This window comes from Dechloromonas denitrificans, assembly GCF_020510665.1.
In the GTDB taxonomy this organism is placed as follows: Bacteria; Pseudomonadota; Gammaproteobacteria; order Burkholderiales; family Rhodocyclaceae; genus Azonexus; species Azonexus denitrificans_B.
The window spans coordinates 2,752,074-2,766,844 of sequence record NZ_CP075187.1 but is presented as its reverse complement, the minus strand read 5'-3'; the positions used below and the strand labels follow the sequence as shown (position 1 = coordinate 2,766,844).

Sequence of the window (14,771 nt, the reverse complement as noted above, 5' to 3'; positions counted from 1 at the left end):
AAATTATTCGGCGGCCGGAACGATGGTCACCACGCGGCGCTTTTTCAAGCCCTTGATGGAGAACTGAATCACGCCATCCTTGAGTGCGAACAGGGTGTGATCCTTGCCGCAGCCAACGTTTTCGCCCGGGTGAAATTCGGTGCCACGCTGGCGAACAATGATGTTGCCAGCCAGGACGAATTGACCGCCGTAGCGCTTGACGCCCAGTCGTTGGGCTTGTGAGTCGCGGCCGTTACGTGAACTGCCGCCAGCTTTTTTGTGTGCCATTTATTAGCTCCTTGAACTTAGGCCGCGATCGCGTCGATGCGCAATTCGGTGTAGTTCTGACGATGGCCTTGATGCTTCTGGTAGTGCTTACGACGACGCATCTTGAAGATCTTGACCTTGTCGTGGCGGCCGTGGGAAATCACGGTTGCCTTAACGGTGGCGCCAGCAAGGAAGGGAGCGCCGATCTTTACCGACTCGCCTTCGCCTGCCATGAGGACCTGGTCAAGGGTAACTTCTGCGCCAACGTCTGCCGGTATCTGTTCTACTTTAAGTTTTAGACCGTTGGTAACGCGATACTGCTTACCGCCGGTTTTTATGACCGCATACATGGGTTGGACTCCGAAAATAATACAAAAGGTGCTACAAAGAACCGCGCATTATACGGAAAAGTGCAGCGAAGTCAAAGCCTTGTCTTTGCCTTGTGGTAGACTTTTCGTCTTTGCAAAAGGAGCTATTCATGGCTGAAATCACCACGGCCTCCGGCCTTGTTTATGAAGACACCGTTGTTGGCGAAGGTACGGAAGCCACGGTCGGCAATTACGTGACCGTCCATTACACCGGCTGGCTGACCGATGGCAGCAAGTTCGACTCCTCGAAGGATCGTGCCGATCCTTTCCAGTTTCCGCTCGGTATGCGTCACGTGATCGCCGGCTGGGACGAAGGTGTCCAGGGCATGAAAGTCGGCGGTACGCGCAAGCTGACTATCCCGTCCGAACTGGGTTACGGTCCGCGCGGCGCGGGTGGCGTTATCCCGCCGAATGCAACGCTGGTCTTCGAGGTTGAACTCCTCGCTGTCCAATGAGCGATTTCAACAAGGACGACCCGTGGGCCAAGTGGCGCAAGCCGGGTGCTGCGGTCGACGCTGGTTCTCCGGCCGAAAAGCCGGCGGAGCGTCCTGCTGCCCGGTCACGCCCTGCGCCTGAGGCCAAGGCAGAGGCGCCGCGTGTGCCGCCAACCGGTACTTTGACGGTGAATCGTTCGCCGGTGGTTCGTACGCCGTCGCGCGGGCCGGTGAAAAAAGCCCCGGCTGCGCAGTCGACCGCAAAAATCGCACCGGTCAAGGATGTCCCGGTCAAGGCGCCGCGTCCCGAGTTGCCGCCTGGCGAGGCGCCGACGGGTGTCCGCTTGTCCAAGGTAATGTCCGAGCGTGGCATGTGTTCGCGCCGTGAGGCTGATTTGTGGATCGAGCGTGGCTGGGTTTTCGTCAATGGCCAGCAGATCAGCGAACTCGGTTCGCGTATCGGGCCGGATGCTGAAATCGCCATTTCCAAGGAAGCCAAGGCTGATCAGGCCAAGCAGGTGACGATCCTGATCAACAAGCCGGTCGGTTATGTGTCCGGCCAGCCCGAGCCGGGCAGTACGCCGGCGGTGACGCTGATTTCGCTGGAAACCCAGCTTGTCCAGTCGGGCGATCCGGAATTCAAGCCGTGGATGCTGCGTGGCCTGGCGCCGGCTGGTCGTCTGGATATCGACTCGACGGGGTTGCTGGTCCTGACTCAGGATGGCCGTGTCGCCAAGAAACTGATTGGCGATGAAAGCACGGTTGAAAAGGAATATCTGGTCCGTGTCAGCGGCGAGTTGATTCCGAATGGCCTGGCGTTGCTTAATCACGGCCTGGAGCTGGATGACAAGCCCTTGCGCCCGGCGCGCGTCAAGCAACTGAATGAAGATCAGTTGCACTTCATCCTGAAGGAAGGCAAGAAGCGCCAGATTCGTCGCATGTGCGAACTGGTCGGCTTGCGTGTCATCGGCTTGAAGCGGGTGCGTATCGGCCGTGTCCGGCTGGGCGACCTGGAACAGGGGCAATGGCGTTTCCTGCGGGCTGACGAAGCTTTCTAGTCCGCCGTCAGACGAAAAAAAGCCCGGTCATCGTACCGGGCTTTTTCTTGGCCGAAAATCAGGCTCAGGCCGGCTTGTTGCCGATCATGATGGTGGCTTCGCCTTCGATCACGACGGTTTCGCCAACCTTGCAGATGGTGTCGAGAATGACGCGCTTCTTGGCAGCGATCACTTCCTTGACGGTGACCGTGGTCTTGACGGTGTCGCCGGGGCGAACCGGGGCCTTGAATTTCAGGCTCTGGGCCAGGTAAATGGTGCCGGGGCCGGGCAAATGGGCGCCGAGGACAGCGGAAATGAAGCTGGCGGACAGCATGCCGTGGGCAATGCGGCCACCGAACGGGGTGCTCTTGCCGAACTCTTCGTCCAGGTGCACGGCGTTGGTGTCGGTTGAAACGCCAGCGAACAGAACGATATCGGCGTCGGTGATCGTTTTGCCCATGGTGTGGCTCATGCCGGGTTGCAGGTCTTCGATGTAATACGTCATTGCTGTTTCCTCGGGGTTATGAAAATTATGCCCGGAACTTTACCACGTCATTCTGTCCGCAGTGCTTCAACCGGGTCGAGTCGAGCTGCGCGTCGGGCTGGGAGGACGCCGGTTGCCAGGCCGATGGCGATTGCCACGGCTTCGGCGAGCAGCACGAAGCTGAGCGGGGTGTGCACCGGCAGGGCGGGCAGGGCGAAGTGAATCGCCTGGGCCAGACCGATGCCGAGCAGTAGGCCAAAACCGCCACCAATCGCCGAGAGCGCCACGGCTTCGCCGAGAAAAAGCAGCAAGATGGTTCTTCGCCGGGCGCCGAGCGCAACCAGCAGGCCGATTTCACTTGTCCGTTCGCTGACGGCAATGGTCATGATAGTCACGATGCCGACGCCGCCGACCAGCAGCGAAATGCCGCCCAGCGCGCCGACGGCCATGGTCAGGACGTTCAGGATGTTGGACAGCGTCTTGAGCATCTCTTCCTGGGAGGTGATCGTGAAATCTTCGCGCCCATGGCGTGCCAGCAGATGCGTCTTGATGCCGCTGCCAATCCGGGCCGACGCAATGCCTTCCTCTGTAGCGATATTGATCTCGTCGACGCCTTCGCGGTTGAACAGTTCCTGGGCGCGAACGGTCGGGATGAAGGCGGTATCGTCAAGGTCGATGCCGAGAAACTGCCCTTTCGGGGCCATTACCCCGATGATGCGAAAGTGCAGGCCGCCGATGCGCAGGCGCTGGCCCAGCGGATTCTCGCTGCCGAATAATTCGTTTTTCAACTTGCTGCCGAGGACGACGAAGGCACGGGCGCTCCGTTCATCATCATCGGGCAGGAATTGGCCGCTTTGCACGGTCGACCGGAAGATTTGCGGTAATTTGGCATTGACGCCATAGACCAGCGTCCGTCGCGTTCGTCCATTGCCCACTACTTCGGCATTGCCCCGGACATTGGGCGTGACGGCCAGAATGTGCGGCAGTCGTTCGAGCGAGCGGGCATCGTCGAGGGTCAATGGCCTAGCGCTTGATGGCAAGCCGGAGGTCGATCCGCCGGTTTTCGTTTTGCCCGGCGAAATGGAAATGACATTGGTCCCGAATTGGGTGAATTCACCGAGCACGAAGCGGTGAATGCCTTCGCCGATCGAGGTGAGCAGGATCACCGCCGCAATCCCGACAGCAATGCCGAGCAAGGTCAGGAAGCTGCGCAGGCGTTGGGCGCTAATCGCGCGAACCGCCAGGTGGAGAGCGTCGGCAAATCGCATGTTCAGTGCTTCATCAGGGCTTGCACCGGGTCGAGCCGGGCAGCGCGTCGGGCCGGCAGGAAGCCGAAAAGGAGGCCGGTGCCAAGCGCCGTGAGCAGGGCTGCAATCACCGCCCAGTTGGGCGGATAGGCCGGAAAGACCGGGAAAATCTGGCGCAACGCGAAAGCGCCGGCTTCGCCGAGTGCGTAGCCCAGCAAGGCGCCGAGTGCAGACAGCATGGCTGCCTCCGTCAGGAAGGCGAGGCGTATTGTTTGCGCTGTGGCGCCGAGCGCCTTGAGCAGGCCGATTTCACCGGTTCGCTGGGTGACGGCCACCAGCATCACATTCATCACCAGAATGCCGGCAACGGCCAGGCTGATCGCGGCGATACCGGCGACGCCCAGGGTCAGGGCGCCGAGCAGTTTGTCGAAGGTGGCGAGTACGGCATCCTGGGTGATCACCGTAACGTCTTCCTCGCCGCGGTGGCGCTGCTTGAGAATATCGATGACCTGAGCCTTGGCGTCGGGGATGGCTTCGCGGTTTTTGGCTTCGACCAGAACGCGGAACAGGGTGTTGGTGTTGAACATTGCCTGCGAGAGCGCCACCGGCACGATGACCAGTTCGTCGGTGTTCATGCCCAGCCCCTGACCAACCGGCTTGAGTACGCCGATGACGCGCAGGCGACGGTCGCCGACACGAATCAGCTGACCGACGGCTGAGGCGTTGCCGAAAAGCTCCTCGCGAATCTTGGCGCCGATGACAGCCACGGCGGTGCCACGATTCCAGTCTTCATCCGGCAGGCCGACGCCTTGTGCCAGTTCGAAATTACGGATCGGAATGAATTCGCTGGTCGAGCCGGCCACCATGACCTCCCGCAACCGGCCGCCAAAACTGATTTCCGAAGTGCCGACCGCGAGCGGTGCGACGCGGCTCACTGCCGGTGCCCGGCGCAGGCTGCCGGCATCGTCGATACTCAGGTCGCGCGGCGTGGTGGTGATCGCGTTGGCCGGATTGAAGCCGCCGGTGCCGGAGCGGCCGGGCAACACGATCACCAGGTTGGTGCCAATCGAGGAAAACTGGCCGACGACGTAACGTCGAGCACCATCACCCAGCGCGGTCAGGATGACGACGGCGGCGACGCCGATCGACATGGCCAGCACCGACAGGCTGGTGCGCATCGGGTAACCGGTGGCTGCATCGCGGGCGAAGCGGAGGATGTCGGCGGGGCGCATGCTCAGGGGCGGGCGCTGTCTTGCTTCAGGCCGCCGTCCTCCATGACCAGCTGGCGTCCGGCACGGGCGCCGAGCGATGGGTCGTGGGTGACGACGATGAGCGTGACGCCGCGGCTGTTCAGGGTTTCAAGTAAATGTACGACTTCGTCGCCGGTGTGGCGGTCAAGGTTGCCGGTCGGTTCGTCGGCCAGGATCAGTGCCGGCTGCATGATGGTTGCCCGGGCGATCGCAACACGCTGGCGCTGGCCGCCGGAAAGCTGGTCAGGGCGATGGTCGGCCCGATGTTCCAGGCCGAAATCGAGCAGTGCCTGCTCAACCCGGGCGTTGCGCTCCTTGAGCGGCAGGCCGGCCAGGGTCATCGGCAGGGCGATGTTCTCTGCTGCGGTCAACCGCGGAACAAGGTGAAAACTCTGGAAAACGAAGCCGATACGCTGGCTGCGAACCTGCGCCTGTTCATCCGGCGAGAGGGTGGTGACATCGCGCCCTTCGAGTTGGTAGGTGCCGCTGCTGGGCCGGTCGAGCAGGCCCAGCAGGTTGAGCAGGGTCGATTTGCCGGAACCGGAAGGGCCCATCACGGCGACGTATTCGCCGGTCGAGATCGTCAAATCGAGGGCCGAGAGCGCGTGGACCGCGGCATCGCCGAGCTGGAAGGTGCGCTCGATATTTTTCAGTTCGATCAGGGCCATCGATTTATTTGCCCTGTGTCTTGTCATCCGGCGTCACGCTGGCCCCGGATTTGATTCCCTCTTTTTCGAGCGAGACGACAATGCGTTCTCCGGCGCTCAAGCCGTCAAGCACCTCGGTGAATTCCCAATTGGCCAGGCCCGCCTTGATCTTGCGCTCGTCGAGCTTGCCGCTTTCCGGATTGAAGACCAGCACGCGCCCTCCGCTCTGGATCGCGGCAGTCGGAATGCGCAGCACTTTGTCGCGCGCCTGCAAGATGATTTCGACGTCGGCGCTGTAACCGACGAGCAGCTTCCCGGCATTTTCCGGTTGCTGGAAGTCGACTTCGATATCGACCGTACGCGCTTGTTTCTCAACGGCCGAAACAAAGGGTGCGACGCGCCTGACTTTGCCGCTCAGTTGCTGGCCCGGCAGGGCGTCCAGCGTGACGCGAACCGGCTGGCCCTGGCTGATTTTCGGGGCGTCCACCTCATCCATCGGCGCTTTGACGTAAAGACAGCTATCGTCGATCAGGTCGATGGCCGGCGGCGTCGGAACGCCGGGGGGCGAGGGCGTCGAGTATTCGCCCAGTTCGCCGACAATCTTGGCGACCGTGCCGTCGAAGGGGGCATACAGTGCGACGCGCCCTTGTTCGACGCGGGTGGCGCGGAACTTGGCTTCGGCTTGCGTGACATCGGCCTTGGCCGTCTCGCAACTGGCCCGACGTGCCTCGGCATCGGTGCGGGCAGCCTCTTCCCGTGAAACCGAGACAAAGCCCTTGGCTCGCAAATCGGCCTGCCTTTTGGCCTCTTTTTCTGCGTTGACCGCGACAAGGCACGCCTCATCGACCCGTCGGCCGGCCAGCGCAACCTGCGTCCGGGCCAGCGTGGCCTGGGCTTGTTGGTCGTCATTCCAGAGCTTGAGCAGCAATTGGCCTTTCTTGACCTTGTCGCCTTCCTTGACGCCGAGGTATTCGATCCGGCCGCCGATGATGGTTGATAGCTTGGTGCGCAGGCAGGCTTCGACGGTGCCGGCGCGGGTATTGGCCAGCGTGGCCTCCACCTTGCCTGCGGCGACTTCCTTGAGAACGACCGGAATCGGCTTCGGTCGGCTGAGCCAGGCATAGGCTAGCCCGAGAGCGACGATCAGGGCAACGATAGTGACAATGCGGCGCATGCAATTCCTTTAGCGGAAACCGGGCAGCCAGCCGGACTGGTTCGGGTCGGCTGTCGTTTCCAGGGTGCCCTGGTAGAGGGCTTCGATGACGGGCGGTTCAACCCAGCGTTCGTTCATGAAAGTCAGGCCGACTTCCTCGACGGTCTTGCCCGACCAGTAGTATTCGGCCACTTCATCCAGCGCACTGAGCGACAGGCTGTGCGGCAGCCGCAGGTAGTCCAGCCAGCTCGCATCGTGGAAAGAGCAAATGTAAGCCCCCTTGGTCTTGGCGCAGAGCAGGTTCTTGCCAAAGACGCGTTGCGGGTGCTTGGTCCGGAATGTCATTGCGTCGGTTCGGGTCGCAAAGAGCAGCAGGGCGTGCAGGCGACTGGGGAAATGGTTGTAGCGGCGCTGGCGGAAGTATTCGAGATGGTATTCGGCGAAATAATTCTGGACGGTGATCAACTGGTCGCCGGGCGTTGGTTCGCCACCTTCCGGTGCGGCGAGGGTCGCACCGAATGGACTGCCCTTGAGGATGTCCCAGCCGGGTATGTCGGCACCGGGTTCCAGCCAGCAGGAAAGCTCCAGTGTCACGGTATCCTTGATCAGATTGTCCATGGGTCCGGTTCGGTCGACGAATCCTGCCATTTTCACCCATCCTGAACGAATGAACAAACGATCTCATTCGAAATGAATTGCCGCAGGAAATGAGCAAAAAAGACTATGGCTTTTTTCCTGCAAAGTGATAATCTGGACTCGTGTCGAAGTTAGCAGCAAGCCCGACACGCAGTGGCTGGACAAGCTGCGTTGCAGGAGATTCTATGGCCGTTGTCAAAGGAAGTTTTTCTTGAGATTACCGTGTAGTACTCCATAACGGCGTAATGCCGACTACCCCAGCCAGACGTGCCGGGGTGCAGTAACCGAAGCCCATGCCATGAAACGCATGGGCTTCCTGCTTTCAGGAACCCGAGATGACGATTCAACGTTACGGCACGACTCGCCGTTATTCCGACAGCGTGGTGCATGATCGCACCGTGTATCTGGTCGAAGTGCCTTCCAACCTGGAGGCCGATATCACGGCCCAGACCGAGAACCTGCTGGCCAGCATCGATCATCTGCTCGCCCAGGCGGGCAGCGACAAGGCCCATTTGCTGATGGTTACCATCTACCTGGCCGATATGGCCGATTACGATGCAATGAATGCCATCTGGGATGCCTGGCTACCGGAGGGCTATGCACCTGCCCGTGCCTGTGTTCAGGCCCGACTGGCCAATCCCGGATTTCGCGTTGAAATGGTGTTGACCGCAGCACTCGCTCAGAGTTGATCAAAAACCTCTGCATTGCAGTCGCAGCCTTGGCCGGCCGCAATCCAGCGCGTAAACAGGCGGCTCGCCAGGGGGGCGAAAAAGCGCGGCAACCAACTCAGGTAATGGGTCGGCTGAAGGAGCAGGCCGCAGTGATAGCGCCGTTCAGTGTCTGACCATTCCAGTGCTGGACACGGTCCCTCGACCTGCCGGAAGCGTATGCGTGCGGCCGGACAGGTTTCAAGGGCGCAGCAGATGCCGCAGCCGTTGCATGGCTGGCCTTCGTCCGGCTTGGCCGGCGCACTGCGCTGGAGGTGGATGATCCGGTTTTTCACGGTCTGCCGATTTTCCGGACCGAATCGGTTCTACGGCCGATTAAGGAAGAGTTCCGGATCGACCGGCGTATTGTTGAGGATCACGGCCCAGTGCAAATGCGGCCCGGTGACGCGCCCGGTGGCCCCCGCCGCGCCGAGTATTTCACCCTTTTTGACACGTTGACCGGGACGAACGTCGAGCCGTGAGAGGTGCATGTAGGCGCTGATCAAACCTTGGCCATGGTCGAGGAAAACCGTATTGCCGTTGAAGAAATAATCGCCGGTATTGGCCACGGTGCCATCGGCCGGTGCCTTGATTGGAGCGCCGGAGCCAACGGCAACATCAAGCCCGGCGTGCGGGTTGCGCGGCAAGCCGTTGAAAAAACGGCGCAGGCCGAAGCGGGAGGAAAGCGGGCCGCTGGCGGGCAGGGTGAAATCGGTCTGCGGCACTTCATGGCTGAAGCGGCGCTTGACCTCTTCGCTGATTTTCTTTTCCCGCTCGATCCGGATGACATCTTCCGCGGCAGGTTCGACCTTGCGTTTGTCCTTGATCGTCAGGCGCTGTTCCGGGTAGTTTTTCAGGCCGATGGCAATGCTGCGTCGGCTGCTGCTTGCGCCGCTGGTGATGCTGATTTCCAGTTCGCCCGGCAGTGTGTCGAGCGGGATGCCGAGCAACGCAAACCAGCGTCCATTGTCGCGCAGTACGGCGAGCGGTTGCTCACCCCAGCGCGCCTCGGGCGCTTGTGCGGCATGGCCCAGGTCGATCACGGCAACCCCGCCGGGGACTGCGGCGTGCTGCGGCAGTGCAAGGCTGCTGCCGGCCCAGACGAGCAGCAGCACGCCGCTCAGGCATTGGTGGTGGCGGTTCAGAGTTGTGCTGCCTTGAAGGTGTTGCACTGGTTCATGTCGCCGCTTTCAAAGCCGGCCTTGAACCAGCGAACGCGCTGGGCTGAACTGCCGTGCGTGAAACTCTCAGGGACGATGCGACCCTGGGCTTGCTGTTGCAGCCGGTCGTCACCAATCGCCGAGGCTGCATTCAGCGCGGCTTCGAGATCTCCCGGTTCGAGCACTTTTTTCATCGTGTCGGTCCGTTTGCCCCAGACGCCGGCCAGGCAATCGGCCTGCAGTTCCATGCGTACCGAGAGGGCATTGGCTTCCGCCTTGCCGGTGCGTTGCTGCGCCTGATGCACTTTGTCGGCAATGCCGAGCAGGTTTTGCACGTGATGGCCGACTTCGTGAGCGATGACGTAGGCCTGGGCAAATTCGCCGGGCGCGTGGAAGCGATCCTTCAACTCGCGATAGAACGCCAGGTCGATGTAAACCTTGCGGTCGCCCGGGCAGTAGAACGGGCCCATGGCAGACTGGCCCGTGCCGCAGGCGGTGGGCGTCGAACCGGAAAAGAGGACCAGTTTCGGTGCCTCGTACTGGCGGCCGTTCTGCCGGAAACTGTCGTTCCACACGTCTTCGGTCGAAGCGAGTACGCGCGAAACGAAACGGGCGCTTTCGTCGTTGGCCGGCGGTTTGTGGGCCGCCGGTGCGCTGTGTTGGGCGAGTGGGGTTTGTTCCATCACGCCGAGCAGGGTCATCGGGTTGATGCCGGTGAAGTAACTGACCACCAGGGCCAGCACGATGCCACCGATCCCGACGCCACCACGCCCGATGCCTCCACCGCCATCGCGGCGATCTTCAACATTGTCACTGTCGCGGTAATCATCCATGCGCATGCTGCTCTCCTCGCTGGGTTATTGGCCGATGATCGGCCGGGGCAGGGAAAAACGGGTTTCGGTGCCGGCGTAACCATCACCGCCCAGCTTGCCGATCGAGGCTAGTTTGTCGGGATCGACCATACCCTTGCTCAGTACCGCATCGTCGGCGTGCACGTGAATGACGTCGAGCAATACGACATGACTGCTGCCGGGGCCGTCGCCGAGCGGGATCAACTGGCGCAGGCGGCATTCGAAACGGACCGGCGAAGCAGCAACGCCGGGGGGCGTCACTTGCGTGCTCGGGACCGTGGCAATGCCGAGCGCCGAGATTTCGCTGATCTCGGGCGGATAGTCGCCGCAACTCTGGTTCATCGTCCCGGCGAGTGCTTCGGTCACGATATTGATGACGCATTCGCCGGTTTCCCGCAGATTGCGCAGGGTGTCTTTTTCCGGCGACAGGCCCGTACTTGACCGCCGCCAGGTGATGGTCAGGCTGAGTACCGGCGGTGCGACGCAGGCGACGGTAAAAAAGGAAAACGGTGCCAGGTTGCTGATGCCGCCGCTGCCTTGCGAGCTAACCCAGGCAATCGGCCGTGGCTGGATGGCATTGCTGGCCAGCAGGTAAAAGGCTGGCATGGGCGGTATCTGGCTCAGGTCGAATTCCATGATCTTGACCGATTAACGGTAGCGATTGATCGCGTCGCGGGTTTCTGCGGCCACCTGGCGGGCGGCGGCGGCGAAATGCTCGTCTTTGCCGGCGTAGAGGATGGCGCGTGACGAATTGATCATCAAACCGGTGCCATTGGCTGTGCGGCCGGCCTTGACCGTTGCTTCGATATCGCCGCCCTGGGCGCCGATGCCGGGCACGAGCAGCGGCATGTCGCCGACGATTTCACGGACACGGGCAATTTCGGCCGGGAAAGTGGCACCGACGACGAGGCTGATCTGGCCGCTCGTGTTCCAGGTTTCGGCCGACAGGCGGGCGACGCGCTCGTAGAGCTTTTCACCGCCAACGTCGAGGAACTGGAGGTCGGAACCCCCGGCGTTCGACGTCCGGCAGAGCAGGATGACGCCCTTGTCCGGGTAAGCCAGGTAGGGATCGACCGAATCGCGCCCCATGTAGGGGTTGACCGTGACGGCATCAGCCTTGAAGCGTTCGAAGGCTTCAACGGCGTATTGTTCGGCGGTCGAGCCGATGTCGCCGCGCTTGGCGTCAAGGATGACCGGGATGTCCGGGTGCTTTTCGTGAATGTGGGCGATCAGCGCTTCGAGCTGGTCTTCGGCGCGGCGGGCGGCGAAGTAGGCAATTTGCGGCTTGAAGGCGCAGACGAGATCCGCCGTGGCATCAACGATGGCGGCGCAAAATTCGAAAATTGCGTCATCGCGCCCTTTCAAGTGGGCGGGAAATTTGGCCGGGTCCGGGTCGAGGCCGACGCAGAGCAGGGAGTTGTTCTTTTGCCAGGCGGCGGCGAGCATTTGGGTGAAGGTCATGCGGCGTCCTTTTTCGCTTCAGACGGTAAATAACGGGAAAACTTGTCGGGCAGCAGGCAGGTTTGCAGGCTGCGCTGGGTGAAGATGAAGCGACCGTCGCAGACGAAACCGAGTTCCTGCCAGTCCACTTCCTTGTTCAGCATCATCGTGCATTCGATCAGGTCGCGCCGGGCGATGCGGGGATTTTTCGGGAACAGGGCCAGGATGGAGCCATCGTAGCTGTCGCAGTCGTGCAGGAAAAACGGCTCCGGCTTGCGCGTCCGGCCATTGACGTAGATGCGCGGCTGTTCGCTGATCGGAAAAGCGCGGCCCCATTGCCACCAGTTGCTTTCATCGAAACTGCGGACGCGGCGGGCGAGCAGTTCGGTCTTGTGCTTGTCCAGATGCGGATGTTTGATGCCGTAGAGCATGCGCCGGGTTTCGCCGGTTTCGACGGTTTTCGAGCAGACGAACTCCATGTTGCCGGCGCTGTGCGTAAACACGTGATCAGCCCCGGAAACGGCACCGACCTTGACCATGAAGACATCGGCAAAGCGCACGCGATAGTCGTCGCGCAGGAACATCAACTGGCCGTCCACTTCGGTGAAGGTTCGACCATCGGCCATTCGGCGATTGAAATTGCCTTTTTCGAAACGGAAGATGGCGCAATTCGGCGTGTGGTCGCCAAAAACGCGAACATCGCCGGTTTCGTAAAAGTGCGTGATGCTGCCCTGAGCGTAAAGCCAGGCGTTGAGCCGCTTGGCGGCAGTCAGCTTGATGAACTCGCGCGGTACGATGAAAACCAGTTCGCCGCCCGGTTTCAGGTGCCGGATGCACTTTTCGATGAAGAACAGGAACAGGTTGCTGCGCCCGTCGAACAACTCGGATTTCATCTTTTTCCGGGTGTCGACCGCGACATCCTGAAAACGGACGTAGGGCGGGTTGCCGATGATGCTGTCGAACTGCTCGCTCAGCGGGAAATCGAAAAAGTCGAGAATGCGTGCGCCTTGCGGGGCAACACGCGAGTCGATTTCGACGCCGATGCAATCAGCTTGCCGCGCTTGCAGGGCATTGAAAAATGCACCGTCGCCGGCCGACGGCTCCAACACCCGACCGGTGTTTTGACACAGGTCGAGCATGAAACTGACGACATTGGCCGGGGTGAAAACCTGGCCGAGCTGGGCGACGTCGCGAGGCGGCATGCGTTTGGCGCTGAGAGCCGGGTCAGGCCCCGGCCTTGCCCCACGAATCCTTGAGCGTCACGGCGCGGTTGAAGACCGGTTGGCCATCCTGCGAATCGACGCGGTCGGCGACGAAATAGCCGTGGCGTTCGAACTGGAAGCGCTCTTCCGGCTTGGCATCGCGCAGGCAGGGTTCAAGCTGGGCGGTGATGGTCTGGCGTGAGGCCGGATTGAGGTCGTCGAGGAAGTTGCGCTCCAGCTCGGGTGCATCACCTTCGCGTCGGCCGCCGGGGGCGGGTACCTTGAAGAGACGCTCATAGAGGCGGATTTCGGCGGCGTAGGCCTGATCCACGGAAACCCAGTGCAGATTGCCCTTGACCTTGACGCTGTCGGCGCCCGGCGTGCCGGACTTGGTTTCGGGCAAATAATTGCAGTGGACCGCGATGACCTTGCCGTTTTCATCCTTGTCGCAGCCGGTGCATTCGACGACATAACCGTAGCGCAGGCGCGCCATATTGCCCGGGAAGAGGCGGCGGAAACCCTTGCTCGGGACTTCCATGAAATCCTCGCCCTCGATCCACAGTTCGCGGCTGAACGGGATCGAACGCTGGCCGAGTTCCGGATGCAGCGGGTGATTGGGCGCGAAGCACTCCTCGACCTGGCCTTCCGGATAGTTGTCGATGATCAGCTTGACCGGGTCGAGCACGGCAATGCGGCGGAGGTCGGACTCGTTCATGACTTCGCGCATCGCATCTTCGAACAGCACGTAGTCGATCAGCGAATCGTTCTTGGTGACCCCGACGCGCTCCATGAACAGGCGGAAACCATCGGCCGAGTAACCACGGCGACGGGCACCGACCAAGGTCGGCATGCGCGGGTCGTCCCAGCCGTCGACGTGCTTTTCATCGACCAACTGGATCAGCTTGCGCTTGGAAAGGACGACGTAGGTCAGGTTGAGGCGCGAGAACTCGATTTGTTGCGGCAGCGGGCGCTGGAGCAGGCCGGCTTCAGCCAGACGGCCGAGCAGCCAGTCGTAGAACGGGCGCTGGTCTTCGAATTCGAGCGTGCAGATCGAGTGGGTGATGTTTTCCAGCGCATCCTCGATCGGGTGGGCGAAGGTGTACATCGGGTACACGCAGTACTTGTCGCCGGTGTTGTGGTGCGTCGCGTGGCGGATGCGGTAGATGGCCGGGTCGCGCAGATTGATGTTGGGCGCGGCCATGTCGATTTTGGCGCGCAGGATGTGGGCGCCGTCGGCGAATTCGCCGGCCTGCATGCGCTTGAACAGATCGATGTTCTCGGCCACCGAGCGGTCGCGGAACGGCGAGTTCTTGCCGGGCTGGGTCAGCGTGCCGCGATTGGCGCGCATTTCGTCGGCGCTCTGGCTATCGACGTAGGCATGGCCGGCGGCGATCAAGGCCTCGGCGCATTGCAGCATCCAGTCGAAATAGTTGGAGGCGTAATAGAGGTTGCATTCTGATTGATCATATGGATATGGATATGGGCTATCCCACGAGCAACCGAGCCATTTGACGGCATCGATGATCGAGTCGACGTATTCCTGATCTTCTTTTTCCGGATTGGTGTCGTCGAAGCGCAGGTGGCAGCGGCCATCGTATTGCTCGGCGAGGCCGAAGTTGAGCAGGATGGACTTGGCGTGGCCGAAATGCAGGTAGCCGTTCGGCTCGGGCGGGAAGCGGGTGCGAGTTTTTGCCGGGTCAAGCTCGCCTGCCGCATGGTCGGTCGCGAGACCGGGACGGCCGGCCCATCGGCGCCCAGCATATTTTAGGCCGACCTTGTCAGCTTCGACGATGTTCTTGATGAAATTGGCGGCCGGGGCCGGTGCAGCTTTGTCGTTGGGGGCAGTCATCTCGGGGTGGTGCTGAAGAATAATCCGCGCATTTTACCCTGTGCCGGCCGCATCGTTCGG

Annotated in this window: 18 protein-coding genes; 3 read left to right on the top strand and 15 right to left on the bottom strand. The window is 61.4% G+C overall.

The genetic code is table 11. The features are described from left to right. Positions 1 to 3 precede the first annotated feature (3 nt). Positions 4 to 267: a 50S ribosomal protein L27 gene (gene rpmA, locus KI614_RS13095; RefSeq protein ID WP_203467472.1), complete on the bottom strand. Its 264-nt coding sequence runs from the start codon at positions 265 to 267 to the stop codon at positions 4 to 6. A gap of 17 nt (positions 268 to 284) precedes the next feature. Continuing rightward, positions 285 to 596 (bottom strand): 50S ribosomal protein L21, encoded by a 312-nt coding sequence (gene rplU / locus KI614_RS13090; protein WP_117609584.1) that lies wholly within the window; start codon positions 594 to 596, stop codon positions 285 to 287. Between the two features lie 128 nt (positions 597 to 724). On the opposite strand from rplU, the gene KI614_RS13085 reads away from it, so the two are divergent. Then, positions 725 to 1,069: an FKBP-type peptidyl-prolyl cis-trans isomerase gene (locus KI614_RS13085; protein WP_203467471.1), complete on the top strand. Its 345-nt coding sequence runs from the start codon at positions 725 to 727 to the stop codon at positions 1,067 to 1,069. Beyond that, positions 1,066 to 2,106 (top strand): pseudouridine synthase, encoded by a 1,041-nt coding sequence (locus tag KI614_RS13080; protein WP_226406123.1) that lies wholly within the window; start codon positions 1,066 to 1,068, stop codon positions 2,104 to 2,106. The genes KI614_RS13085 and KI614_RS13080 overlap by 4 nt, the downstream gene beginning before the upstream one ends. 64 nt (positions 2,107 to 2,170) lie before the next feature. Here KI614_RS13080 and KI614_RS13075 read toward each other — a convergent pair whose 3' ends face one another. The 6 genes from KI614_RS13075 to KI614_RS13050 are packed head-to-tail and all read right to left on the bottom strand — an operon-like array spanning position 2,171 to position 7,484. Then, positions 2,171 to 2,590 carry a MaoC family dehydratase gene (locus KI614_RS13075; RefSeq protein WP_203467469.1) on the bottom strand — a complete coding sequence of 140 codons (420 nt, stop codon included), beginning with the start codon at positions 2,588 to 2,590 and terminating at the stop codon, positions 2,171 to 2,173. A 47-nt stretch (positions 2,591 to 2,637) separates the two neighbouring features. Beyond that, a complete protein-coding gene (locus KI614_RS13070) occupies positions 2,638 to 3,837 on the bottom strand; it encodes an ABC transporter permease (protein WP_226406122.1) in 1,200 nt (399 codons plus the stop codon). A gap of 2 nt (positions 3,838 to 3,839) precedes the next feature. After that, positions 3,840 to 5,048, bottom strand: a complete 1,209-nt coding sequence (locus KI614_RS13065; protein WP_226406121.1) for an ABC transporter permease — start codon at positions 5,046 to 5,048, stop codon at positions 3,840 to 3,842. A 2-nt stretch (positions 5,049 to 5,050) separates the two neighbouring features. After that, positions 5,051 to 5,734, bottom strand: a complete 684-nt coding sequence (locus KI614_RS13060) for an ABC transporter ATP-binding protein (RefSeq protein WP_226406120.1) — start codon at positions 5,732 to 5,734, stop codon at positions 5,051 to 5,053. A gap of 4 nt (positions 5,735 to 5,738) precedes the next feature. Then, positions 5,739 to 6,887 carry an efflux RND transporter periplasmic adaptor subunit gene (locus KI614_RS13055; protein WP_226406119.1) on the bottom strand — a complete coding sequence of 383 codons (1,149 nt, stop codon included), beginning with the start codon at positions 6,885 to 6,887 and terminating at the stop codon, positions 5,739 to 5,741. 9 nt (positions 6,888 to 6,896) lie between these two features. Beyond that, on the bottom strand, positions 6,897 to 7,484 hold the full coding sequence (locus KI614_RS13050) for a hypothetical protein (protein WP_226406118.1): 588 nt from the start codon (positions 7,482 to 7,484) through the stop codon (positions 6,897 to 6,899). A gap of 353 nt (positions 7,485 to 7,837) precedes the next feature. Between KI614_RS13050 and KI614_RS13045 the strand changes: the two genes are divergently transcribed. Continuing rightward, positions 7,838 to 8,191, top strand: coding sequence for a RidA family protein (locus tag KI614_RS13045; protein WP_226406117.1), 354 nt, complete (start codon positions 7,838 to 7,840; stop codon positions 8,189 to 8,191). On the opposite strand, the gene KI614_RS13040 is transcribed toward KI614_RS13045, so the two are convergent. From KI614_RS13040 to KI614_RS13010, 7 genes are read right to left on the bottom strand one after another with little or no spacing between them, the layout of a single operon-like run. Beyond that, the gene (locus KI614_RS13040) at positions 8,182 to 8,505 is read right to left on the bottom strand and encodes a hypothetical protein (protein ID WP_226406116.1); all 324 of its coding nucleotides are present in this window, start codon (positions 8,503 to 8,505) and stop codon (positions 8,182 to 8,184) included. The genes KI614_RS13045 and KI614_RS13040 overlap by 10 nt on opposite strands. A gap of 30 nt (positions 8,506 to 8,535) precedes the next feature. Beyond that, a complete protein-coding gene (locus KI614_RS13035) occupies positions 8,536 to 9,381 on the bottom strand; it encodes a peptidoglycan DD-metalloendopeptidase family protein (protein WP_226406115.1) in 846 nt (281 codons plus the stop codon). Then, entirely contained in the window at positions 9,351 to 10,208 is an 858-nt protein-coding gene (locus KI614_RS13030; protein WP_226406114.1) for a neutral zinc metallopeptidase, read from the bottom strand. The genes KI614_RS13035 and KI614_RS13030 overlap by 31 nt, the downstream gene beginning before the upstream one ends. Positions 10,209 to 10,226: 18 nt before the next feature. Then, positions 10,227 to 10,856 (bottom strand): flavin reductase family protein, encoded by a 630-nt coding sequence (locus KI614_RS13025; RefSeq protein WP_226406113.1) that lies wholly within the window; start codon positions 10,854 to 10,856, stop codon positions 10,227 to 10,229. 12 nt (positions 10,857 to 10,868) lie between these two features. Beyond that, complete coding sequence (pyrF, locus tag KI614_RS13020; RefSeq protein ID WP_226406112.1) at positions 10,869 to 11,681, bottom strand: orotidine-5'-phosphate decarboxylase; 813 nt, start codon at positions 11,679 to 11,681, stop codon at positions 10,869 to 10,871. Continuing rightward, entirely contained in the window at positions 11,678 to 12,862 is a 1,185-nt protein-coding gene (locus KI614_RS13015; protein WP_226406111.1) for a class I SAM-dependent methyltransferase, read from the bottom strand. Before KI614_RS13015 ends, pyrF begins: the two co-directional genes overlap by 4 nt. A gap of 22 nt (positions 12,863 to 12,884) precedes the next feature. Beyond that, the gene (locus KI614_RS13010) at positions 12,885 to 14,711 is read right to left on the bottom strand and encodes a glutamine--tRNA ligase/YqeY domain fusion protein (protein ID WP_226406110.1); all 1,827 of its coding nucleotides are present in this window, start codon (positions 14,709 to 14,711) and stop codon (positions 12,885 to 12,887) included. Between the last annotated feature and the right edge of the window lie 60 nt (positions 14,712 to 14,771).

Bases quoted from the DNA above. Each gene is read 5' to 3' on its own strand.
- KI614_RS13015 (WP_226406111.1), bottom strand. From the start codon at position 12,862: ATGCCGCCTCGCGACGTCGCCCAGCTCGGCCAGGTTTTCACCCCGGCC.
- KI614_RS13065 (WP_226406121.1), bottom strand. From the start codon at position 5,048: ATGCGCCCCGCCGACATCCTCCGCTTCGCCCGCGATGCAGCCACCGGT.
- KI614_RS13060 (WP_226406120.1), bottom strand. From the start codon at position 5,734: ATGGCCCTGATCGAACTGAAAAATATCGAGCGCACCTTCCAGCTCGGC.
- KI614_RS13045 (WP_226406117.1), top strand. From the start codon at position 7,838: ATGACGATTCAACGTTACGGCACGACTCGCCGTTATTCCGACAGCGTG.
- KI614_RS13025 (WP_226406113.1), bottom strand. From the start codon at position 10,856: ATGGAATTCGACCTGAGCCAGATACCGCCCATGCCAGCCTTTTACCTG.
- KI614_RS13080 (WP_226406123.1), top strand. From the start codon at position 1,066: ATGAGCGATTTCAACAAGGACGACCCGTGGGCCAAGTGGCGCAAGCCG.
- KI614_RS13085 (WP_203467471.1), top strand. From the start codon at position 725: ATGGCTGAAATCACCACGGCCTCCGGCCTTGTTTATGAAGACACCGTT.
- pyrF (WP_226406112.1), bottom strand. From the start codon at position 11,681: ATGACCTTCACCCAAATGCTCGCCGCCGCCTGGCAAAAGAACAACTCC.
- KI614_RS13075 (WP_203467469.1), bottom strand. From the start codon at position 2,590: ATGACGTATTACATCGAAGACCTGCAACCCGGCATGAGCCACACCATG.
- rpmA (WP_203467472.1), bottom strand. From the start codon at position 267: ATGGCACACAAAAAAGCTGGCGGCAGTTCACGTAACGGCCGCGACTCA.
- KI614_RS13070 (WP_226406122.1), bottom strand. From the start codon at position 3,837: ATGCGATTTGCCGACGCTCTCCACCTGGCGGTTCGCGCGATTAGCGCC.
- rplU (WP_117609584.1), bottom strand. From the start codon at position 596: ATGTATGCGGTCATAAAAACCGGCGGTAAGCAGTATCGCGTTACCAAC.
- KI614_RS13030 (WP_226406114.1), bottom strand. From the start codon at position 10,208: ATGCGCATGGATGATTACCGCGACAGTGACAATGTTGAAGATCGCCGC.
- KI614_RS13010 (WP_226406110.1), bottom strand. From the start codon at position 14,711: ATGACTGCCCCCAACGACAAAGCTGCACCGGCCCCGGCCGCCAATTTC.
- KI614_RS13055 (WP_226406119.1), bottom strand. From the start codon at position 6,887: ATGCGCCGCATTGTCACTATCGTTGCCCTGATCGTCGCTCTCGGGCTA.
- KI614_RS13050 (WP_226406118.1), bottom strand. From the start codon at position 7,484: ATGGACAATCTGATCAAGGATACCGTGACACTGGAGCTTTCCTGCTGG.